Raw genomic sequence first — 22328 nt, forward strand, 5'->3', positions numbered from 1 at the left:
AGCGAGGGTGCCACGGTGCCCGAGGACATGGTGTTCTGGCTGGCCGAGGCCATCTCCGAGTAGTTGGTGAACAGGCCGAAGTTCATCGACCCCCAGCTGCTGCCGAAGTCGTGGGTGGTGGCGTAGACCAGCTGCTTGCCCTCATACGGGGCGACGGTGAAGTCCTTGAGCGAGACCCAGCCCGACTTCGGGTTGGCCAGCACGCCGGTGGAGTTCCACCGGTACGTCGACGGGAGGTTACAGGTACCGGTCGGCGTCGGCGTCGGGGTCGGGGTCGTTCCGCCGATCTTGACGAACTGCCACTGCTGGTTGGCGCCGCCCCAGTCGTCGTACTGGACGATGTTGGCGCCGTCGGCGGTGGAGGCGCCCTGGACCTCCAGGGCCTTGTTGCTGTTGCGGTTGATCAGGCGGACGTGGCCGCCGTCGGAGTCGGCCAGGCGCCACTGCTGGTTGGTGCCGTTGAGGTCGCTCCACTGCACGACGGCGCCGCCGTTGGCGGTGGAGAAGCCGCTGACGTCCAGGACCTTGCCCGAGTGGCGGGACTTGACGCGGTAGTAGCCGCCGCCCGAATCGACGAACTGCCACTGCTGCTGGTTGCCGTTGTTACGGGCCCACTGGGTGATGCGGGCGCCGTCGTTGGTGGCGAGGTTGTAGACGTCCAGGGCCTTGTTGCTGTTGCGGTTGACCAGCACGTACCAGGCGTTGGTGTCGACGGTCGCCGCGTTCGCGGCGTTCGTCGAGACCAGCGCGACCAGGAAACCGGCCATGAGCGTGGTCACGGCCGCGATGATCGCCGCCGTATTTCGGCGCGGGCGCCGGGCGTGCGTGATTTCCACGATGTGCTCCTTGTTCGGGAATCGCTCAGTTGACACGGGAGAGCTGCCACTGCTGGTTGGTGCCGCCCCAGTCGTCGTACTGGACGATGTTGGCGCCGTCGGCGGTGGAGGAGCCCTGGACCTCCAGGGCCTTGTTGCTGTTGCGGTTGATCAGGCGGACGTGGCCGCCGTCGGAGGTCGCCGGGCGCCACTGCTGGTTGGTGCCGTTGAGGTCGCTCCACTGCACGACGGCGCCGCCGTTGGCGGTGGAGAAGCCGCTGACGTCCAGGACCTTGCCGGAGTGGCGGGCCTTGACGCGGTAGTAGCCGCTGCCGGAGTCGACGAACTGCCACTGCTGGTTGTTGCCGTTGGTGCGAGACCACTGGCTGATGCGGGCGCCGTCGGCCGTCGACTGGTTGTAGACGTCCAGGGCCTTGCCGCTGTTGCGGTTGACCAGCACGTACCAGGCGTTGGTGTCGATCGGCCCGCCGGAGGTCGGCGTCACGCTCGGCGTCGGGTTCGGCGTCGAGCCGGCGTTGAGGGCGTTGAGCGTGCTGGTGTAGGCGGCCTTCTTGTTGCCGTTGCCGTCGAACAGCAGCGCGTTCTCGTCGCCGCGCCAGGAGTCGGTGTCGCGGATGCCCCAGACGGTGATGCCGTTGCACCGGGACACCGCCAGGCACGCCCGGGTCACGCCGGCGTAGATGTTGGCCTGGTTGGGTCCCTGGGCCACGTCGAGCTCGGTGATCTGGACGTCGACGCCGAGGTCGGCGAAGCGCTGGAGGTTGGCCTGGTAGTCACTGGACAGGGAGCCGCCCAGGTGGGACTGGAAGCCCACGCAGTCGATCGGCACGCCGCGCGCCTTGAAGTCGCGCACCATGTTGTAGATGCCGGTGCTCTTGGCGTTGATCGAGTCGGTGTTGTAGTCGTTGTAGCAGAGCTTGGCACCAGGGTCGGCGGCGTCGGCGGCCCGGAAGGCGGCCTCGATCCAGTCGTTGCCGGTGCGCTGCAGGTTGGAGTCGCGCCGTCCGCCGCTGCCGCCGTCGGCGAACGCCTCGTTCACGACGTCCCATGAGTCGATCTTGCCGCGGAAGTACGTGGCGACCTGGGTGACGTGGTTGATCGCGGCGTTGCGCAGGTCGGAACCCGACAGGCCCTGGGCCCAGCCGGGCTGCTGGTTGTGCCAGAGCAGCGTGTGACCGCGGATCTTCATGCCCTGTCCCAGGGCGTGGTTCACGATCCGGTTGGCGCTGGTGTAGTCGAATCTGCCGCGCCCGGGCTCGGTGGAGCTCCACTTCATCTCGTTCTCGGCGGTCACCGAGTTGAACTCGCGGTTCAGGATGCCGACGTAGGTGGAGTTGCTGAGCCGGCCGGCGGCGACGGCGGCGCCGAAGTAGCGGCCGCCTCTCTCGGCCGCCGACGCGCCCAGCGTGGAGGCGGCGTCCGCCGGAGCGGAGATCGCCGCCGACACGCCGATGGCGAGCACGCCGGCACTCAGGAGGGACAGGAATCTCCGTAGCCGTGTGCGGCCGGAAGGCCGAGATGAGCGATTATTTGGGGGGTTCATCGCGTAATGCCCTTCGGTTTTACGGTGTGGTGAGGTCGAACCGGTTCACGGTCACCGCTCCGCCCAGTGACTGGGTGGCGTAGTTGAAGATGCCGAAGCGGTAACCCATGAAGAACTGCCAGGCGTTGTTCAACGTGAAGGCCGGTCCGAGCGCGGTGAAGTTCACGCCGTCGGTGCTGTAGGAGAACCGGGCCTGCCTGCCGGATCCCGGCCGGATGTCGGCGTTCACCCGCAGCCAGATCTTGCCGCCCGAGATGTTCGCGCTCGCCGCCTCGGTGCCGGTGCCCGTGGTGGCCCAGCTGCTGTTCATGGTCAGGCCGTTGGTCATCACGACCCGGTTGACGCCGTTGTCGCGTTTGACGCCGATCCACGCCGACTGATCTCGCAGCATCGCCAGCCCGGAACGGTCGCCGTTGGCCATCTGCGAGTAGTCGAGCTCGATCGTCGCGGTCGACGACGGGCCCTGGATGCGGTGGGTCAGGGTGTTGCGGGCGTTGTAGAGGTCGTTGGTGACGGTCGCGGTCTGCAGGCGCAGGCCGTTGCCGGTGGAGAAGCGGCTGGTGTCGGGGTTGTGGTTCCACTCCCACCGGTGGCCGAGGCTGCTCGAGGTGAAACTGTCCGGGCCGATCATCGACGCGACGGTCTTGGAGGTCTGGATGTTCGGCTTCGGATAGTTGACGCCCCAGCCGCCGTTGACCGTCTGGACGGTCGGCCAGCCGTCGGCGCTCCAGTTGATCGGCGCCAGCGCCGGCATCCGGCCGCCGGGGTAGGCGTCGACGAACGACATGTAGTACCAGGCGCCGCCCTGCGTCTGGACCAGGCCGCCCTGGTGCGGCACGCCGCCGCCGGAGATCGGTCCGGGCATGTTCAGCAGGACCTGGCGCATCTCGTACGGGCCGAACGGGCTGCTGGAGCGCAGCACGTACTGGCCGTTGGCCGGGCGGGTCAGCCAGATGTAGTAGTAGCCGTTGCGCTTGTAGAAGCGGGCGCCCTCAAGGGTGCCGACGCTGGAGGGCGTCTGGAACACCTGCTGGGCGCGCACCTGGCTGAGGCCGTCGGCCGAGAGCTGGGCGACGCTGATGGTGCCGTTGCCGTAGGCGACGTACATGGTGTCGTTGTCGTCGACGAGCAGGCCGGCGTCGTAGTAGCAGTTGTTGATCCGGGCGCGCTTGGTCCAGGTGCCGTCCACGGCGGAGGCGGTGTAGACGTAGGTGCGGTTGAACTCGGTGCAGCCCATCCAGTAGTACGTGCTGTTGCTCGGCCGGTAGTTGAGCGTCGAGGCCCAGATGCCCTTCACGTAGGCCCGGCCGCCGTTGAGGTCGTAGGCGTTGGACTCGAAGTCCAGGCGCGGGACCGAATGGCCCGCGTACTCCCAGTCGACCAGGTTGTAGGAGCGCAGGATCGGCGCGCCGGGGGAGTAGTGCATCGTCGACGCCGAGTAGTAGTAGGCGTCGCCGACCCGGATGATGTCGCCGTCGGCGAAGTCCTGCCAGACCACCGGGTTGGTGTAGTTACCGCCCGGACCGGGCGTCGGGGTCGGGCTGGGCGTCGGGTCCGTTCCGCCGATCTTGACGAACTGCCACTGCTGGTTGGCGCCGCCCCAGTCGTCGTACTGGACGATGTTGGCGCCGTCGGCGGTGGAGGCGCCCTGGACCTCCAGGGCCTTGTTGCTGTTGCGGTTGATCAGGCGGACGTGGCCGCCGTCGGAGTCCGCGAGGCGCCACTGCTGGTTGGTGCCGTTGAGGTCGGACCACTGCACGACGGCGCCGCCGTTGGCGGTGGAGAAGCCGCTGACGTCCAGGACCTTGCCCGAGTGGCGGGACTTGACGCGGTAGTAGCCGCCGCCCGAATCGACGAACTGCCACTGCTGGTTGTTGCCGTTGGTGCGGGTCCACTGGGCGATGCGGCCGCCGTCGGCCGTCGACTGGTTGTAGACGTCCAGGGCCTTGCCGCTGGTGCGGTTGACCAGCACGTACCAGGCGTTGGTGTCGACGGTCGCCGCGTTCGCGGACTGGGTCGTGAGATACACGACCACGAGGACCAGGGATGAGAGAACCGCGAGCACACGTCTCACAGGAACCTCCAGAGGTTGTTGTTCGAGCCGTTGTCGTCGGCGAGCACGACCTGCGCGCCCTGGGCGGTGCCGGCCAGGCCGAGGACCCGGCCGCCGTTGCCGCACTGGATGCGGAAGGCGGCGTTGCTCCCGTAGCGCAGCCGCCAGCGGTGGTCGCCGGCGCCGTTGTCGGCCCACTGCAGGATCCGGGAACCCGCCGCGGTGGCGGCGTTCTCCACGGCCAGCACCTTCTGGCTGTTGGAGTTGCGCAGGCGCAGGTAGCCGCCGGTGTCGACGACGGCGGTCCAGAGGTGGTCGGCGGTGCCGGTGTCGCCCCACTGGACGACGAGCGCGCCGTCGGCGGTGGACATGTTGGTGACCCCGAGCACCATGCCGGTCGCCACGTTCTGGATGCGGCGCGCGCCGTTGGGCACGAACCGCCACTGGTTGTCGGCGGAGCCGTTGTCGGGGTCCTGCACCGCCTGGGCGCCGTTGCCGGTCGAACCGTTCAGGATGCCCAGCAGCTTCGAGCTGTTGACGTTGCGGATCTTGACCGAGCCGTCGCCGGCGTCGGTGACCGTCCACCGGTGGTCGGCGGTGCCGGTGTCGCCCCACTGCAGGACCCGGGCGTTGTCGGCCGTCGACATGTTCTCGACGCCCAGCACCTTGCCGCTGTTGACGTTGCGGAACCGCAGGGCGTTGCCGTCCACGACCGGCACCCAGTCGTGGTCGGCGGTGCCGTTGTCGGTCCACTGCAGCGCCAGGCCGCCGTCGGCGGTCGACATGTTCTGGATGCCGAGCGCCAGCCCGCTGGCCGCGTTGATCAGCCGGAAGCTCGCCCCGCCGCCCCCGCCGCCCTGCCCGGAGGTGTTCCAGTAGACGACGTAGTTGTAGCTGGCGGCGTCCTGGAACGGGGCCAGGTTCACCGTCGCCCCGTTGGCCGTGGCCGTGAACGCCAGCGCCGAGGTGCTGGTCCGGGTGATCGACGAGGGGGTCAGCGTCGGCGCCGCCGACAGGGCCGTGTTCCCGTAGTTGCCCACCAGCACGACCGGGCCGTAGGTGACGGCCTGCATGTTCGGGTTGTCGTTGGCGGCCTTCATGATCACCCGCATCGGGAGCCGCACGGTCACCGTGTCGCCCGACGTCCACGACCGGGTGATCGAGGCATAGGAGCCCGGGGTGGTGGGGACGTTCTCCTGGACGCCGTTGATGCTGATCGTCGCGTCCTGGGTCCAGGCGGGGATGCGGACCCGCATCGTCCACGACCCGCTCACGTTGCCGGTGACCTGCAACGACGTGGTGTCGCTCACCGGGTACGTCGTCGTCTGGGTGACCGTGATGCCGCGCTGCGACCAGTCGAGCGTGGAGGGCGCGAACAGGTTCACGAACAGCGTGGTGTCGTTGTGGTAGTAGATCGAGTCCATCAGCTTGGTGTTGGTCTCGATGCCGGTTCCCTGGCAGCACCACATCGAGTTGTAGTCGGTGCTCCACGTGCCGCCGCCCCAGGCCGGGCCGACGCCCTTCCTGCCGCCGGGGTTGAGCGGGGTGAAGTAGGTGACGTGGCCCCGGCTGTCGGCCGGGTTCTGCTGGCCGAGCAGGTGGTTGATCAGGGCGTTCTCGTAGTAGTCGAAGTAGTCGGCCCGGGTCGGCGCCAGCGTCCACAGCTCCCGGGTGAGCTTGAGCATGTTGTAGGTGTTGCAGGCCTCGCCGGTGTCCCTGGTCAGGTGCGCGGCGATGGCGTTGGGGAGACGGAAGTGCTCGGCCTGGCTGTTGGAGCCGTTGACGTAGGTGTGGGCGTTGATCGTGATGGCCCAGGCGTTGGCGGCGATGTCGCGGTAGCGGGTGGTCCCGGTCGCCTTGTACTCGCGCGCGGCGCCGACCCACTTGGGCACCTGCGTGTTGGCGTGCTTGCCGTTGAGCTGGTCCTGGTTGGAGGCGAGCGGGTTGAAGATCGCGGCGTGGTCGAAACGCTGCGCGACCGTCAGCCAGCGGGAGTCCCCGGTCATCTGGTACAGGTCGGTGAGCACGGCGTTCATGCCGCCGAACTCGGTGCCCAGCATGGACTGCATCTGGCTGGAGGACAGGCGCCCGGTCCGGGTGTCCACCCACCCGGCGAGGGCCAGGAGCACGGTCCTGGCCTGGGTGTTGCCGATGTGCCGCCACACGTCCAGCAGCCCGGCGAGGGTCTTGTGGATGCAGTAGTACGGCACGTTGCCGTTGCTCAGCGTGCGGTTCTCCACCGCGGTGATGTCGGACTCGGGGAAGCCCGACAGGTAGCCGGCGCTGAACCCGGCCGCGCCGTTGTTGGCCTGGCACTTGGCCAGCTCGGCGACCATCTGGTTGGCCTTGTCCCGGCAGGTGGTGTCCCCGAGCACGGCGTAGGCCTGCGCCCAGGCCGTCAGGAAGTGGCCCTGCATGTGGGACCGGAACGGGAAGTTGGGCGCGTCCCAGCCGCCGTTGGCCGCCGCGCCGTTGGTGGACAGGCGGTGGTTGGCGCGGAAGACGTACAGCAGTCGGTTGACGTCGACGAAGCGCAGGTAGCTGAGGGTGCGGTTCTGGTTGTCCAGCCAGCGGCTGGAGGTCAGCCGGACCTGGCCGAGGTCGAACTCGTAGGCCGAGGCGCCGATCTCGGATCTGGCCCAGGGGAGCGCGGCCAGGGCGGGGGACGTGCCCACCACCTGGCCGATGGCTGAGAAGGCGGCGGTCGCGCCCGCGGCCCGGAAGAGCTGGCGACGGCTCAAAGGCATGGGAAGCTCCTTGAAGATGGGGGGTGCGGTGACCGGCGGAAGCCACCAGGGCCGGTCACCCGTGTCACGCGGTCAGGCCCTTGGGGTGGTTGACCACGGCTTCCGGTGCGGAGATGCCGCGTTCGGAGAAATTGTTAGCGATAACATCGCACTCATGAGATAACCCGGAAGGTCGCGTCCTGGCGGCCGGCGGCGATTGACGGCGCACCGACGGGGTCGATGCGCGGCACGTGGCCCTGGCGCCGCGGGTGGTGGGCCGGCAAGTCGTGGGAGTGGCGGCGATGCCGTGCCAGGCGGGCGTCCAGGGAGGGGGTGCATCCAGTGCTCCTCGGCCGGTCAGAGGCCAGGTATCGGCTACCGAAAATTGTTACCGCTAACATTTCTGGTTCCAGATCTCCATGGCCTGCTCCTGAGGGGGTGATGTCGCGGAGTACATCCGACTGGTCGATCGGCGTCAACGGGCTGCGGTCCTCGCTGACCTGCACATCGCCGCCGGCATGCTTCCCTGCCTGGACATTCGTCCGGAGAGAGATCTTCCGACGACGCCTGCGCAAGTGAAAGTTTCACAGAAGTTACGACTTGGCAACCATAGATTTCGGACTGAATCTGGTTGATTCGTGTAACCCGCCTGGTAGGCGTAGCGGTTGCCCTTCAGATCAATTTTTGGACTCGTCGGATCATGGCCGGTCCGCCCTCGAAGGAAGGCGTCCGCGACGGCCGGGACCGGAGAGTGCGGCACCCCGAAACGCTCTCGACGCGACCCCGGCGGAAAAGCCCTCGTCACAGGCTCGGCGCCGGCCGCCGACCGAGATGGGCGCCGCACGACGGAACGGGACGGGCGCCGCACGACGACCGCGGAGCCGCTCCGGTGAAAGCGGGCCGGACCGGATACCGGGCTTGTCGTCCGCGAGAGCACGGCGGCTTCAGGGGAGGACAGAAACCCTTTTTAGGTCTTGCATAAATTTCTGGCACGTGAGCAATTGACGCCGCCGTGACGGGGACCTAGCGTTGATCGCGGTGATGTTAGCGCAAACAGTTGCGTTGAAACGATATTGGCCCCCTTCCGGTCACCGTGCCGACCGGCGTTTCCGCGTGGGCGCCGGAGCCGTCCCGGCGCACGACGCGCGCACCGGGACGTGCTTCGCCGCGACCGGTGGCCGGCTGCGGCGAAGCACGTGTGGATCAGGCCCGTGACAGGTCGCCGACCGTCATACGCCCGTGATGGTCCACTGGTTGTTGGTGCTGCTGTTCGGAGTCCACATGGCCACGGTGGAACCGGCGGTGCTGTTGCCCATGCCGTCCAGGGCCGTGCCGGTGCCGCGGTTGATGATCTGGTTGCGGCCGTTGCCCACGCTGTTGAGGCGCCACTGCTGGTTGTTGCCGCCGCTCCAGGCCGCCTGCCGGGCGACGGCGCCGTTGGCGGTGTTGCCCCAGCTGTCGATGACCATGCCGTTGGTGCGGTTGACGATGCGGTACCAGCCGCCGCCCAGGTCGACGAGCTGCCAGTGCAGGTTGGTGCTGCCGTCGTTGCTGTTCCACTGCTTGAGGTTCGACCCGGAGGCGACGTTGCCGCCGCTGTCCAGGGCCAGGCCGGTGGTCCCGTTGGTGATCCGCGCATAGGTGGGCTGCTGCGGTGTGCCGGTTCCGGTCAGGCGGTAGGTGCGGCCGGCCTGGCCGGTCAGCGCGACGACGTCGGACTCGGGCTTGGTGACGGTGACGGCGGCGCCGCTGTCGGCGTCGACCACCTGGTAGGTGCCGGTGAAGATCCGGTTGCGGACGTTGACGGTCCCGTCGCGGTCGAACCTGACGAGGATCTCGGTGGCCGTGCCCGAGCTCCACGTCGTGCCCACGGTGTAGCCGCCACGCCCCCGCAGGCCCTGCACCTTCCCGGCCGGCCAGGCTGACGGCAGCGCCGGGAGCACGTGCAGCTCGCCGTTGTGGCTCTGCAGGAGCATCTCCGCGATGCCGGAGGTGGCGCCGAAGTTGCCGTCGATCTGGAACGGCGGATGCAGGTCGAACATGTTCGGCGCGAGCCGGGCCGTCGTCACCAGGAGACGGATGAGGGTGTGCGCGCGGGCGCCCTCCTCCATCCGCGCCCAGTAGTTGATCTTCCAGGCGAGCGACCAGCCGGTCCCGTCGTCGCCGCGCAACTCCAGGGTGCGCCGCGCGGCGGTGTACAGCGCCGGGGTGCCGCGCTTGGTGATCTGGTTGCTGGGGTGCAGGCCGTACAGGTGGGAGACGTGCCGGTGGGCGGGCTCGGTCTCGATCCAGTCGTACAGCCACTCCTGGATGTTGCCGCGCGAGCCGGTCTTCATCGGAGGGAGCCGGTCCCGGGCGGACAGGACCCGGGTTCGGAAGTCCGAGTCGACGCCGAGCGCCTGGCTGGCCTTGGCGCAGCCGTTGAACAGGTCGCGCAGGATCTGGTTGTCCATCGTGGGGCCGGCGCAGACGCTGACGCCGCTGTGGTGGGTCAGTTCCGGGGAGTTGGACGGGTTCGTGACCAGGAACCCGAGGCTCGGCTCCTGTACGAGGGTGTCGAGGAAGAACTGCGCGGCGCCCTTCATCGCCGGGTAGTACTGCTGGAGGAACGCGAGGTCGCCGGTGAAGGTGTAGTGCTCCCAGATCAGGGTGGCCAGCCACGCGCCGCCGGTCTGCCACATGCCCCACGTCGCGCCGTCGACGACGGAGGTGGCCCGCCAGGCGTCGGTGTTGTGGTGGGTCACCCAGCCGCCGGCGTTGTACTGGACCTGGGCCGTGCGGGCGCCGGTGACCGTGAGATCGTTGATCATCGCGAACACCGGGTCGAAGCACTCCGACAGGTTCGTCGTGTCGGCCGGCCAGTAGTTCATCGGCAGGTTGGCGTTGATGGTGTACTTCGAGTCCCAGGCCGGCGCCAGCGAGTCGTTCCAGATGCCCTGCAGGTTGGCCGGCTGGGTGCCGGGCCGGGAGGAGGAGATCAGCAGGTAGCGGCCGTACTGGAACAGCAGCACCGAGAACTGCGGGTCGTTGACGCTGTTGTGCTGCGCGATCCGCACGTCGGTCGGCTGGTCGGCCGCCGAGGTGCGGCCGAGCTCCAGCGTCGTGCGCCCGAACAACCGCTGGTAGTCGGCCACGTGCCGGGCGCGCAGGTCGGTGAAGCTCCTGGCGGCGGCGGCGTTGAGATGCTGCCGTGCGATGCCCTGGTAGTCGCCGCTGACGTCGCGGAAGTTGCGGTAGCTGGAGCCGATCGAGATCAGCACCGTCACGCTGTTCGCGGCCGTCACCTGCAGGGTGCCGTTGGAGCTGCTGACGGTGCCGCCCTCGATGACGGCCTTGGCCAGGCCCTGGAACCGGACCGCGCCGGTCTTGCCCTCCATGTTGCCCGAGACGCCGTTGAGCGCCACCGTCGTGCCGTCCGGGCTGGATCGCGTCGTCTGCTGGGGGCTGTCGAACGTCGCGGAGAACGAGATCGAGCCGGCCCTGTCGGCGGTCAGGCGCATGACGATCACCTGGTCCGGCGCGCTCGCGAACGTCTCGCGCTGGTAGCGCACGCCGTTCTTCAGGTACGACACCGTCGTGGTGGCCGTGGTCAGGTCCAGGTAGCGGTTGTACTCCGAGACCCCGGAGGTGTTGCCGAAGGCGAGCCGCAGGTTGCCGACGGTCTGGTAGGCCAGCTGCCCCGCGGGGCTGCCGAGCATGTTCTGGTCGATCAGCGTCTGGGCCTGGCTCCACTGGTTCTGGAAGACCAGCTGCCGGATCTGGCCCAGCGCTCCCGCGCCCCGGGTGTTGCTCTGGTCGTAGGGCCCGCCGGCCCAGACGGTGTCCTCGTTGAGCTGCAGGCGCTCGGTGTCGACGTTGCCGAACACCATGGCGCCCAGGCGGCCGTTGCCGATCGGGAGGGCGCGCAGCCAGTCGGTGCCGGCGCTCTCGTCGTACCACAGGGCCAGGTCGCCTGCGGCGGTCACCGCCGGAGGGGGCGCCGAGGCGGCTCTGGCGGCCGCGGTCCACTGCAGGGGTAACAGCATGGAGCCGGCTCCGGCCGCTCCGAGCTGCATCAGTCGCCTGCGTGTCAGGTGGTGCTCGTCGGAGTGGTGCTCGTCGGACATGTCGTTCCAATCGGTAGGGGGTGTGGCGGTTGGAAATGCCATGGCGGAGGAACGGGAGGGGGTACCTGAGGCGGGTTATTCCTGGACTTTTCCTCCGGTGAGACGGGACAGGATGAGGGCGATGAGGATGATGGCGCCGTTGAGGGCCTGGATCCACTGGGCGGGCACGCCGGCCAGGGTGAGGACGTTCTGGATCATGTAGAGGAGCAGGATGCCGGTGAACGCGCCGAACATGGTGCCCTTGCCGCCGTTGAGGCTGACGCCCCCGATGACGGCCGCGGCGAACACGGTGAAGATGGCGCCGTCGCCCTGGGCGGCGGCCACCGAGGCGAGGCGTCCCGACAGCAGCAGGCCTCCGAGGGCGGCGAGCAGGCTGGCGCCCACCAGGGCGGTCCACAGCACCCGGCCGGTGCGGATGCCGGCGGCCTTGGCGGCGTCCACGTTGCCGCCGATGGCGTACAGGGCGCGGCCGTAGCGGGTGAAGCCGAGCAGCACGATGCCGGCGGCGAACAGCAGCAGGCACAGCCAGATCGAGGCGGGCACGCCGAGCCACAGGGCCGAGCCGAGGTAGAGCATCGACGGTGGCAGGTTGAAGAAGGTCTGGCCGCCGGAGATGCCGGTGAGCAGGCCGCGCAGCACGATCAGCATGCCGAGGGTGACGATGAAGCCGTTGAGCCCGAACCGCACGATCAGCAGCGCGTTGATCACGCCGATCAGCACGCCGACGGCCAGGGTGACCGGGATCGCCCAGGCGCCCGGCAGCAGGCCCAGCCCGGCGCCCGAGCCGACGGCGACGGTGAGCCAGGCGGCCACGCCCGGCGCGAGACCGAAGGTCGACTCCAGGGAGAGATCCATCTTGCCGGCGACCAGGACGATCGTCTGCGCCATCACCAGCAGCGACATCTCCGACATGGTCTGCAGGATGTTGATCAGGTTGTCGGGCTGCAGGAAGATCGGGTGGACGATCTGGCCGACGACGGCGATCGCGATGATCGCGGGGACCAGCGCGAGGTCGCGCAGCCGGGCCAGCCGCACCCGTGGCCGCTCCCGCTGGGGGACGGCGCTGCCCGTGGCGGGCGTGAGGGTTTTCTCAGGCATCGAGCCGGACTCCTTCCATGGCCGCCACCACGTCGTGGTCGTGCCATCCGGCGGGCATCTCCGCGACGAGACGGCCCTGGAACATCACCAGCAGCCGGTCGCACAGCCGCAGGTCGTCGAGTTCGTCGGAGGCGATCAGCACGCCGCTCCCCTTGGCGGCCGTCTCCTCGACCTTGCCGAGCAGGAACTCCTTGGACTTCACGTCCACCCCGGCGGTGGGGGTGATCAGCACGAGCAGCCGGGGGTCGGAGGCCAGCGCCCTGGCCATGACGACCTTCTGCTGGTTGCCGCCGGACAGGCCCATCACGGGCAGGCCGGGGCCGGGGGTCTTGATCGCCAGGTTGTCGATCAGGGTTTTGGCCAGCCGGTCCCGCCGCCGGCCGTTGATCAGGCCGGCCTCGCCGAGCCGTTCGGGGACGGTCATGGTGGCGTTGTCGGCGATCGACATCATCGAGACGAACCCCTGGTGATGCCGGTCGCGGGGGACGAAGCCGACGCCCGCGGCGAGCGCGTCGGGCACGCTGCCGGGACGGGGACGACGGCCGGCGACCTCGATCGCGCCCGAATCGGCCGCGCGCAGCCCGGCGACGGTCTCGGCCAGTTCGGTCCGGCCGCTGGCGGCCGCGCCCGCCAGGCCGACGATCTCGCCGGCCCGGACGCGGAAGTCGATCTCCCGGTAGGCGTCGCCGTACGACAGGCCGCGCACGCCGAGCACCTCACCGGCGCCGGCGGGTACGGACGCCCGGGGGAGTGCCTCGGTCAGGCCGGTGGCCTCTCCCGCCATCGCCGCCACCAGCTCGGCGTGCGTCAGGTCGGCCACCGCGGTGGTCAGGATGTGCCGGGCGTCGCGGAAGACCGTGACCGTGTCGCAGATCTCGTAGATCTCCTGCAGGTGGTGGCTGATGAACAGGAAGGTCACCCCCTGTTCCTGCAGGGCGCGGATGCGGGCGAACAGCCGGGCGATGGCGGCGGCGTCGAGCTGGGCGGTCGGTTCGTCGAGGATGATGAACCGGGCGCCGAAGGACAGCGCACGGGCGATCTCCACGAACTGCCGCTGCTCGACGTCCAGCTCGCCGGCCGGCAGGCGCACGTCGACGTCCACCGACCAGTCGGCGAGCAGCGTGGCCGCCTTGCGCCGCAGCGCGCCCCAGCGGACCAGCCCGAACCGGTTCAGGTCGTGGCGGTGCAGGTAGAGGTTCTCCGCCACGGTCAGCTCGGGGATGATCGTGGACTTCTGGTAGACGCAGGCCACCCGCCGCCGCCAGGCGTCGCGGTCGGCGAGGCGCGGGGCGGGCTCGCCGCCGAACCGCACCTCGCCCTCGTCGGGGGGCTGGAGGCCGGTGAGGATCGAGACCAGGGTGGACTTCCCGGCCCCGTTGCGGCCGACCAGGGCGTGGGTCCTGCCGGGCATGATCTGGATTCCGGCGCGGTCCAGCGCGACGGTCTCGCCGTACTTCTTGGTGACGCCCACCGCCTCGACGAGAGGGGTGGGCGCCGGGTCAGCCGCCAAGATTGTTGCCCCACAGCGACGAGTCGTCCGACTTGACGCTCTTGACGTCGCCGTAGGTGGCGCCGTCGGCGGTGACCAGGGGGGCGGAGAGCTGGTCCTCCAGCAGGCCCGGCCGCACCTGGATGATGGTGCTGTCGTGGTCGGTCGGGCCGGGCTGGAACGTCTTCCCCTCGATGGCGGCCTTGGTGTACTGCAGCGCGTACTTGGCGTACTGGTCGGCCGGCTGCGAGACGGTGGCGTCGATGTTGCCGGCGGCGATCTCCTTCAGCTCCTGGGGGATGCCGTCGTTGGAGACGACGAAGACGTGCTTGGGGTCGGTCGGCGGGACCAGCAGCCCGCGCTGCTTGAGCAGCTGGAGGGTGCCCGACAGGGCGAAGCTCGACTGCATGTAGACGCCCTTGATGTCGGGGTTCGCGGTGAGCTGCGTCTGCAGTTTCTGCGAGGCGATGGCGCCATCCCAGTTGGTGGCCTCGCCGAACACCGTGATGCCGGGGTAGTCGGCCTTCATGCACTCGTTGAACGCCTCGGTGCGGTCGCGGCCGTTGATGGAGGCCAGGTCGCCCTGGAGCATGATGACCTTGCCCTTGCCGGACAGCTTCTCGCCGAGGAACTTGCACGCCTTCTGCCCGTAGGCCCGGTTGTCGGCGCGTACCACCATGTAGGCGTCGCCCTGCTCGGGGCGGGTGTCGACCATGACGACGGGGATCTTCTTGGCGGTGAGCTGCTGGAGGGTGGGGGCCACGGCGGCGGTGTCCTGCGGCGCCAGCACGAGGCCCTTGACGCCCTGGCCGATGAGGCTCTGCACGTTGGCGGTGAGCTTGGAGATGTCGTTCTGGGAGTTGGTGGTCTTCAGCTCCAGGCCGTTCTCGGTGCCGAACTGGGGGACGTACTTGATGAAGGAGTTCCAGAAGTCGGTGTCGGAGCGGGGGTAGTCCACCCCGATGACCGGCTTGGCGTCTTGCGGGGCGGCCGCCGTGCCGCCGCCGCTGTCGGCGCCGCCCCCGCAGGCGCCGGTCAGGCCGGCCGCCAGGGCGACGGCCGTTCCCAGGGCGAGTCCTCGTCTCATGGTCGTTCCTTTCCTGTGCTGGGCCGCAGCCGCAGTCCGTGCATGCCGCCGTCCACGGCCAGATCGGTGCCGGTGGTGGAGGCGGCGAGGGGGCTCGCCAGGTACGCGACGGCCTCGGCCACCTCGTCCGCCGAGACCAGACGGCCCATCGGCTGACGGGCGGTGAGCGCCCGGCGTTCCTGTTCGGGGTCGGTGGCGGCCTCCAGCAGCCGGTTCACCCACGGGGTGTCGGCGGTGCCGGGGTTGACGCAGTTGACGCGGATGCCCTCCGTGACCAGGTCGGCCGCCATGGCCCGGGTCATGGCCAGCACGGCGCCCTTGGTGGAGGAGTACAGGACCCGGCTGGGCAGCCCGGCGGTCGCCGCGATGGAGCAGGTGTTCACGATCGCCGCGGCCCGTGACGCCCGAAGGTACGGCAGCGCCGCCCTGGCCACCCGGACCATGCCGAACACGTTGACGTCGAAGACCCGGCGCCATTCGTCGTCGTCGTTGTCCTCGATCCCGCCCTGGGCTCCGATCCCCGCGTTGTTCACCAGGATGTCGATGCCGCCGAGCCGGTCCGCGGCCTCGGCCACGGCGGTCCGCACCGACGCGTCGTCGGCCACGTCGGCCCGCAGCCCGAGCAGGGGCTCGGGCACGCCGGGGGACAGGTCGAGGCAGGCCACGCGGGCCCCGCGCTCGGCCAGCAGGGTGGCGGTGGCCAGGCCGATGCCGGAGGCGCCGCCGGTGACGACGGCCGTGAGCCCGTCGAAGGTGCCCATCACATCACCTCTCCGGCGGCGAGGACCGTGTCGGTGTCTGTGTCGGTGCCGGCGGCCCACCGGGGACCGTGCGGGTAGGCGTACTCGGCGCGCGACGCCGGGCGCATCTCGCCGCCTCCGCCCGGTTCGAGGGGGGCGACGTACCGGCCGTCCCTGATCACCACCGGGTCGGTGAAGTGCTCGTGCAGGTGGTCGATGTACTCGATGACGCGGTCCTCGGTGCTGCCGCTGACGGCCACGTAGTCGAACATCGCCAGGTGCTGGACCATCTCGCACAGGCCGACGCCGCCCGCGTGCGGGCACACCGGCACCCCGAACTTGGCGGCCAGCAGCAGGATGGCGATGTTCTCGTTGACCCCGGCGACCCTGGCCGCGTCGAGCTGCAGGATGTCGATCGCGCCCGCCTGCAGGAACTGCTTGAACATCACCCGGTTGTGGCCGTGCTCGCCGGTGGCGACCTTGATGGGCGCGACCCGCTCGCGGATGGCGGCGTGGCCGAGCACGTCGTCGGGGGAGGTGGGCTCCTCGATCCAGTACAGGTCGAACTCGGCGAGCGGGGCCAGGCGTTCGATCGCCTGGCCGACGTTCCACGCCTGGTTGGCGTCCACGGCGATGCGCACGTCGGGGCCGACCGCCTCGCGGGCCAGCCGCACGCGCCGCACGTCCTCGGCCGGATCGGCGCCGACCTTCAGCTTGATGAGGCGGAACCCGTCGGCGACCGCCTCCTTGGCCAGCCGGACCAGCTTGTCGTCGGTGTAGCCGAGCCAGCCGGGGGTGGTGGTGTAGGCCGGGTAGCCCTCGGCGAGCAGGTGTGCCCGGCGCCTGTCGCGGCCCGGCTCGGCGTCGCGCAGGATGGTCAGCGCCTCCTCCCGGGTGAGCGCGTCCTCCAGGTAGCGGAAGTCGACGACGTCGACGATCTCCTCCGGTGACAGCTCCGACAGCAGCCGCCACAGCGGCTTGCCCGCCCGGCGCGCGCGAAGGTCCCACAGGGCGTTGAGCACGGCTCCCGCCGCCATGTGGATGACGCCCTTCTCCGGGCCGAGCCAGCGCAGCTGGCTGTCGCCGGTGAGCCGGCGCGACACCCCGCCGAGATCGCCGAGCACCTCGGCCACCGGCCGTCCGGTGACCAGCGGCGCCAGCGACTCGACGGCGGCGACGGCGAGCTCGTTGCCGCGCCCGACGGTGAAGGCGAGGGCGTGCCCTTCCTGCCCGCCGTCGGTCCGCACGATCACGTAGGCGGCGGAGTAGTCGGGCTCGGGGTTCATGGCGTCGGAACCGTCGAGGTATCGAGAGGTGGGGAACCGGATGTCGTGGGCCTCGACCGTGGTGATCAGTTCTGTCACGAGGACCCGCTCTGACGATGTGCGCGCACGAAGGTCTGCCTCCAGAGGATGTTTCCGGAAGGTGAAGAGATCTTCACCGCATGGACATGGGATGTCTTTGTAATCTCCCGAGCGCCATGTGTCTAGACCCTTAGGCGAGATATCGCTAACATTGGGTATTAGTCGGATATTTAGTAGATCTGCTGCGAGCATGACAGCCCATGTTTGTCGTGCGGCAGATCAATCTCTCGCACGAACATGGGATGTCTGTTATGTTCCCGCCGTGACCTGCGTACTGATCGAGCGCCTCCACGACCGGAGGTCGTGCCCGTGTCCCTGACCGACGAGGCGATCTCCCGCATCCGGGCGCTCGTCCAGTCGGGCGATCTTCCTCCCGGGGCGCGGCTCCCCCCCGAGAACCAGCTCGCCGCCCAGCTCGGTGTCTCCCGCAACCCGTTGCGCGAGGCGGTCAAGGCGCTGGTCGTGGCCCGGGTGCTCGACGTACGGCGGGGTGACGGCACCTACGTGACCAGCCTGGAACCGCGGTTGCTGCTGGAAGGGCTGGGACTGGCCGTCGAGCTGCTGCGCGACGACACGCTGCTGGAGATCGTCCAGGTGCGGCGGATGCTGGAACCCGCGGCGACCGCGCTGGCCGCGTCCCGGATCTCCGCCGGACAGCTCGCCGAGATCGGCGAGCACCTGGCCGCGATGCGCGCGGCCCGCGACGACGTGGAGAAGCTGAACCACCATGACGCGGCCTTCCACCGCGCCGTGGTGCTGGCGACCGGCAACGAGACGCTGTCCACCCTGCTCGACGGGATCTCCGGCCGCACCCTGCGGATGCGGGTGTGGCGCGGCACGGTCGAGACCGGCAGCTCGCACAAGACCATCGCCGAGCACGAGGCGATCTACAACGCCCTGGCCGCCGGTGACGCGACGCTCGCCCAGGCGGCGGCGCTGGTGCACATCGGCACGACCGAGACGTGGCTTCGCTCGGTGCTCGAGGACGTGGAGGGCTCCCCGGCCGGGGCCGACGGTGACCCGGCCCCGGCCGGTACTAAAATCGCCGACGGGCTCTGGCCGGAGCTCGGTGGTGAGGAGACACGATGAAGGTCCGCTTGGCCTACGGGGAGACCGGTCTGACGGTCGACCTGCCCGACGAGGCCACCACGGTGGTGACCCCCGTCCACCACGCGGCCGCGCCCGACCAGATGGGCGTGCTGCGGGCGGCCCTGCGCGACCCGGTGTCCGGGCCGCCGCTGCGCGAGAGGGTACGGCCCGGCCAGACCGTCGCCATCTCGGCCTGCGACATCACCCGCCCCCAGCCGCGGCACCTGATGATCCCGGCGATCCTCGACGAGCTCGACGGAATCATCGACCTCGACGACGTGACCGTCCTCGTCGCGACCGGCACCCATCGCGGCAACACCGAGGCCGAACTGCGCGCGATGTTCGGCGACAGGGTCGTCGACTCCGTGCGGATCGTCAACCACGACGCCCGCGACCTCGCGTCCCTCACCTACCTCGGCCGCTTCGGCAAGGACGTGCCGGTGTGGCTGAACACCGCCTGGGTCGAGGCCGACGTGCGGATCACCACCGGTTTCGTGGAGCCGCACTTCTTCGCGGGCTTCTCCGGCGGTCCCAAGCTGGTCGCCCCCGGTCTGGCCGCGCTGGAGACCGTGCTCACCCTGCACGACGCCGCGCGCATCGGCGACCCCCGGGCCACCTGGGGAGTGATCGAGGGCAACCCCGTGCACGACGACGTGCGGGCCATCGCCGAGGGCACCGGGGTGACCTTCGCCCTCGATGTGATCCTCAACCGGGACAAGGACATCGCGGCGGCGTTCGGCGGCGACATCCTGCCCATGCACGCCGCCGCCACCGCCGCCGCCCGCGAGGTCGCCATGCGACGGGTCGAGGCGCCCTTCGACGTGGTGGTCACCACCAATTCCGGCTACCCCCTCGACCAGAACCTCTACCAGGCGGTCAAGGGCATGTCGGCGGCCTTCCAGGTGGTCCGGCCCGGTGGCGTGATCGTCTGCGCCGCCGAGTGCCGCGACGGCTTCCCCGACCACGGCTCCTACCGCGAGGTGCTGGCCTCGGAGCCCTCCCCGCGGGCGCTGCTCGACGCGATCGCCGCCCGGCCGGTGACCGTCCCCGACCAGTGGCAGGTGCAGATCCAGGCACGTATCCAGGCGGGCGCGCGGGTGGTGATGCACACCTCCCACCTCAGCGACGCCGACCTGGCCACCGCCCACCTGGAGCAGACCGGCGACATCGCGGCCACGGTGACCGAGGCGCTGGCCGCCGCCGGGCCGGGCGCCCGCGTGTGCGTGCTGCCGGAGGGCCCGCAGACCATTCCCTACCTGTCCGGCGGCCGGGCATGAGCGAACGCGCGACGGACGCGGTGGACGCGGTGGATTCGGGGTTCGACCGGGTCGACGTGAACCGGTCGGTGGACCTGGGGTTCGCCCGGGTCGACGTGGACCGGGAGGCCCGCCAGGGGACGCCCGAGGTCGTCTACGGGCCGGGCAAGACCGCAGGGGAGATCGCCGCCATCGTCGCCGCCCTGCTCGCCCGCAACACCGGCCCGGTGCTGGCCACGCGGGTCGAGGAGGCGGTCGCCGAGGCCGTCCTGGCGGCCGTGCCGGGCGGATCCCACGACCCGGCGGCGCGGCTGCTGGTGTGGCGGCCGGCGGCGACCGGGCCCTTCGCGGTCGCGGTGGTCACGGCGGGCACGTCCGACGGGCCGGTGGCGGCCGAGGCGGCGGCCGTGGCCCGGGCGCTCGGGCTGGACGTCACCGTGATCCGCGACGTGGGCGTGGCGGGAATCCACCGGCTGCTCGCCGAGACCGGGCGGCTGCGCGCGGCCGACGCGGTGATCGTCGTGGCGGGCATGGAGGGCGCGCTGGCCAGCGCCGTCGGCGGCCTCGTGGCGGCGCCGGTGATCGCCGTGCCCACCTCCGTCGGGTACGGCGCGGCCCTGGAGGGTGTCACCGCCCTGCTGGCGATGCTGTCCTCGTGCGCCGCCGGCCTCACCGTGGTCAACATCGACTCCGGCTTCGGTGCCGCCATGGCCGCTCACCGCCTCGCCCACACCTTTACCCGTCGCACCCGCCCGCCGTCCCCTCCCGTCCCCGCGCCCCAGGCGTCCCCGGGAGAAGGGCCGTGATCTGCTGGGTCAACCCGTTCACCGGGCTGGCCGGGGACATGCTGCTGGCGGCGCTCATCGACGCTGGGGCCCCGCTGGACGGCATCCGCGCGGCGGTGGGGTCGACCGGTCTCACCGGCTGGGAGCTGACGGCCGGGCGGTCGGTCAGCCACGGGCTGGCGGTGACCCGCGTACGAGTCGCGGTCACCGACACGGCGACCGAGCGGCGGGCGGCCGAGCTGATCTCCATGGCCGGGGCCGCCCGCCCGGAACCGGTCGCCGCCCTCGCCACCGCCGCGCTGCGGGCGATCGCCGAGGCGGAGGGCCGGATCCACGGCGCCGACCCCGGCCAGGTGCACCTGCACGAGCTGGGCGGCCACGACGCGCTCGTGGACATCGTCGGCGTGGCCGCCGCGCTGCACCTGCTCGGTGTCACGGCCGTGCACTGCGCCCCGATCCCCCTGGGCACCGGAACGGTGACCACCCGCCACGGCGTGCTGCCCGTACCGGCCCCCGCGACCGCAGCCCTGCTGCGGGGGGCCCTGGTGACCGGTAGCGACCTGCCGGGGGAGACCGTGACCCCCACGGGGGCGGCGCTGCTGCGCGCCATGGGAGCGCGCTACAGCCCGCCGCCGGCGATGACCCCGACGGCGACAGGCTACGGCGCGGGCACCAGGGAGCTTCCCGACCGCCCGAACATCGTCGCCGTCACCGTCGCCGAGCCCGCCCGCGACGCCGGCACCGAGCCCCTGGTCGTCCTGGAGACCAACCTGGACGACGTCACCGGCGAGGTGCTCGGCCACACGATCGCCCGGGCCCTGGACGCCGGCGCCCTGGACGCCTGGGCCACCCCGGCCACCATGAAGAAGGGCCGCCCCGCGCACGTGCTGCACCTGCTGTGCCGCCCTCCCTCCGCACCGGCCCTGCGCGACCTGCTCTTCGTCGAGACCGGCGCGCTCGGCGTGCGCGAGGTCGCGGTCGAGCGCACGGCCCTGCCCCGGCACACCACCGAGGTGGACCTGGCGGGCCACCGCGTGCGCGTCAAGCACGGGCCCCACTCGGCCAAACCCGAACACGACGACGTGGCCGCCGCCGCGGCCGCCCTCGGCCTGTCCCTGCGCGAGACGGCCGCCCGGGCGCTGCGGCTGGCCCACGAACGGCTCCCGACGCAGGAGAGACCAGGATGACCTCCGACACCAAGATCGCCACACTGCTCGACCGGCTGGCGGCCCTGCCCTCGCTCGCCGTCGCCTTCTCCGGCGGAGCGGACTCCGCCCTGGTGCTGGCGGCGGCGGTCCGGGCACTCGGCACCGGGCGGGTGCTGGCGGTGACGGCGGTCTCCGACAGCCTGGCGGCCGAGGAACTCGACATGGCCCGGCGGTTCGCGGCCTCCCTCGGCCTGCGGCACCTGCTGCCGGCCACCGCCGAGATGGCCAACCCCGCCTACCGCGCCAACGGCCGCGACCGCTGCTACTTCTGCAAGTCGGAGGTGCTCGACGTGATCGGCCGGGTGGCGGCGGAGCACGGCTTCGCGCACGTCGCCACCGGCACCAACGCCGACGACGCCGTGGACCCGTTCCGGCCGGGGATCAGGGCCGCCGACGAGCGCGGGGTGCTCGCCCCGCTGCGCGACGCCGGCCTGACCAAGGCCGAGGTACGGCGGGCCGCCAAGGCATGGGACCTGGTCACCTGGGACAAGCCGGCCGCGCCCTGCCTGGCCAGCCGGGTGGCCTACGGCGTGGAGGTGACGCCGGCCCGGCTGCACCGGATCGAGACGGCCGAGCGGGCGGTGCGCCGCCTGCTCGGCCGAGCCGGCCTGCCGGTCACCGACCTGCGGGTCCGCGACCTCGGCGACCGGGTGCGGGTGGAGCTGGACGCCGGCCTGACGCCCCGGGCCGCCGGCCTGCCGGGCCTGGTGCCGGCCGTACGCGAGGCCGGCTTTCCCGGCGCCCAGGTGGAGGTGGCGGCCTTCCGCTCGGGAGCCCTGAACATCGAGCCGCTCCGCCCTTGAAAAGAGACCTACCGGAATCCGGAACCAGAGCTTCTTCACCGGTTTCAGATCCCGGTCGATCGCCTACGCCCCGACGAGCGGGACCGGGCGGATCCGCTTCCGGCGGACCGCCCCCGTCACGGCGGTTCCGGTGTGGCGGGCGGGC

Annotated in this window: 15 protein-coding genes; 5 read left to right on the top strand and 10 right to left on the bottom strand. The window is 70.6% G+C overall.

All coding sequences use genetic code 11. From position 1 onward, the window contains the following. The 10 genes from AB0F88_RS43675 to AB0F88_RS43720 all read right to left on the bottom strand — a co-directional run. Nucleotides 1–836, bottom strand: an 836-nt coding sequence (locus AB0F88_RS43675) for a non-reducing end alpha-L-arabinofuranosidase family hydrolase (RefSeq protein ID WP_362698373.1), incomplete at its 3' end; no start/stop codon positions are given. Nucleotides 837–861: 25 nt separating this feature from the next. Next, nucleotides 862–2298 (bottom strand): endo-1,4-beta-xylanase, encoded by a 1437-nt coding sequence (locus tag AB0F88_RS43680; RefSeq protein ID WP_362698376.1) that lies wholly within the window; start codon nt 2296–2298, stop codon nt 862–864. A 100-nt stretch (nt 2299–2398) separates the two neighbouring features. Continuing rightward, on the bottom strand, nt 2399–4453 hold the full coding sequence (locus AB0F88_RS43685) for a family 43 glycosylhydrolase (RefSeq protein WP_362698379.1): 2055 nt from the start codon (nt 4451–4453) through the stop codon (nt 2399–2401). Further along, nucleotides 4450–7179 (bottom strand): beta-L-arabinofuranosidase domain-containing protein, encoded by a 2730-nt coding sequence (locus AB0F88_RS43690; protein WP_362698382.1) that lies wholly within the window; start codon nt 7177–7179, stop codon nt 4450–4452. Before AB0F88_RS43690 ends, AB0F88_RS43685 begins: the two co-directional genes overlap by 4 nt. Nucleotides 7180–8387: 1208 nt before the next feature. After that, complete coding sequence (locus tag AB0F88_RS43695) at nt 8388–11264, bottom strand: glycoside hydrolase N-terminal domain-containing protein (protein ID WP_362698385.1); 2877 nt, start codon at nt 11262–11264, stop codon at nt 8388–8390. 75 nt (nt 11265–11339) lie between these two features. Next, the gene (locus AB0F88_RS43700; protein ID WP_362698388.1) at nt 11340–12362 is read right to left on the bottom strand and encodes an ABC transporter permease; all 1023 of its coding nucleotides are present in this window, start codon (nt 12360–12362) and stop codon (nt 11340–11342) included. Continuing rightward, on the bottom strand, nt 12355–13872 hold the full coding sequence (locus tag AB0F88_RS43705; protein WP_362698391.1) for a sugar ABC transporter ATP-binding protein: 1518 nt from the start codon (nt 13870–13872) through the stop codon (nt 12355–12357). Before AB0F88_RS43705 ends, AB0F88_RS43700 begins: the two co-directional genes overlap by 8 nt. Beyond that, the gene (locus AB0F88_RS43710; protein ID WP_362698394.1) at nt 13862–14938 is read right to left on the bottom strand and encodes a sugar ABC transporter substrate-binding protein; all 1077 of its coding nucleotides are present in this window, start codon (nt 14936–14938) and stop codon (nt 13862–13864) included. Before AB0F88_RS43710 ends, AB0F88_RS43705 begins: the two co-directional genes overlap by 11 nt. Then, nucleotides 14935–15699: an SDR family oxidoreductase gene (locus tag AB0F88_RS43715; protein WP_362698397.1), complete on the bottom strand. Its 765-nt coding sequence runs from the start codon at nt 15697–15699 to the stop codon at nt 14935–14937. The genes AB0F88_RS43710 and AB0F88_RS43715 overlap by 4 nt, the downstream gene beginning before the upstream one ends. Continuing rightward, nucleotides 15699–17042 carry an enolase C-terminal domain-like protein gene (locus tag AB0F88_RS43720; protein ID WP_362698400.1) on the bottom strand — a complete coding sequence of 448 codons (1344 nt, stop codon included), beginning with the start codon at nt 17040–17042 and terminating at the stop codon, nt 15699–15701. Before AB0F88_RS43720 ends, AB0F88_RS43715 begins: the two co-directional genes overlap by 1 nt. Nucleotides 17043–17351: 309 nt before the next feature. Between AB0F88_RS43720 and AB0F88_RS43725 the strand changes: the two genes are divergently transcribed. From AB0F88_RS43725 to larE, 5 genes are read left to right on the top strand one after another with little or no spacing between them, the layout of a single operon-like run. Then, nucleotides 17352–18131 (top strand): FadR/GntR family transcriptional regulator, encoded by a 780-nt coding sequence (locus AB0F88_RS43725; protein ID WP_362698403.1) that lies wholly within the window; start codon nt 17352–17354, stop codon nt 18129–18131. Next, nucleotides 18128–19408 carry a nickel-dependent lactate racemase gene (gene larA / locus AB0F88_RS43730; protein WP_362698406.1) on the top strand — a complete coding sequence of 427 codons (1281 nt, stop codon included), beginning with the start codon at nt 18128–18130 and terminating at the stop codon, nt 19406–19408. Before AB0F88_RS43725 ends, larA begins: the two co-directional genes overlap by 4 nt. Continuing rightward, nucleotides 19405–20193: a nickel pincer cofactor biosynthesis protein LarB gene (gene larB / locus AB0F88_RS43735; RefSeq protein ID WP_362698409.1), complete on the top strand. Its 789-nt coding sequence runs from the start codon at nt 19405–19407 to the stop codon at nt 20191–20193. Before larA ends, larB begins: the two co-directional genes overlap by 4 nt. Next, nucleotides 20190–21359, top strand: coding sequence for a nickel pincer cofactor biosynthesis protein LarC (gene larC / locus AB0F88_RS43740; RefSeq protein WP_362698412.1), 1170 nt, complete (start codon nt 20190–20192; stop codon nt 21357–21359). The genes larB and larC overlap by 4 nt, the downstream gene beginning before the upstream one ends. Beyond that, complete coding sequence (gene larE / locus AB0F88_RS43745) at nt 21356–22183, top strand: ATP-dependent sacrificial sulfur transferase LarE (protein WP_362698415.1); 828 nt, start codon at nt 21356–21358, stop codon at nt 22181–22183. The genes larC and larE overlap by 4 nt, the downstream gene beginning before the upstream one ends. Nucleotides 22184–22328 lie beyond the last annotated feature (145 nt).

Source organism: Streptosporangium sp. NPDC023963 (assembly GCF_040639135.1).
Taxonomy (GTDB): Bacteria; Actinomycetota; Actinomycetes; order Streptosporangiales; family Streptosporangiaceae; genus Streptosporangium.

Excerpts from the sequence above, each read along its gene's own strand:
- AB0F88_RS43690 (WP_362698382.1), bottom strand. The coding sequence starts at position 7,179 with ATGCCTTTGAGCCGTCGCCAGCTCTTCCGGGCCGCGGGCGCGACCGCC.
- AB0F88_RS43695 (WP_362698385.1), bottom strand. The coding sequence starts at position 11,264 with ATGTCCGACGAGCACCACTCCGACGAGCACCACCTGACACGCAGGCGA.
- AB0F88_RS43700 (WP_362698388.1), bottom strand. The coding sequence starts at position 12,362 with ATGCCTGAGAAAACCCTCACGCCCGCCACGGGCAGCGCCGTCCCCCAG.
- AB0F88_RS43710 (WP_362698394.1), bottom strand. The coding sequence starts at position 14,938 with ATGAGACGAGGACTCGCCCTGGGAACGGCCGTCGCCCTGGCGGCCGGC.
- AB0F88_RS43715 (WP_362698397.1), bottom strand. The coding sequence starts at position 15,699 with ATGGGCACCTTCGACGGGCTCACGGCCGTCGTCACCGGCGGCGCCTCC.
- larA (WP_362698406.1), top strand. The coding sequence starts at position 18,128 with ATGAAGGTCCGCTTGGCCTACGGGGAGACCGGTCTGACGGTCGACCTG.
- larB (WP_362698409.1), top strand. The coding sequence starts at position 19,405 with ATGAGCGAACGCGCGACGGACGCGGTGGACGCGGTGGATTCGGGGTTC.
- larE (WP_362698415.1), top strand. The coding sequence starts at position 21,356 with ATGACCTCCGACACCAAGATCGCCACACTGCTCGACCGGCTGGCGGCC.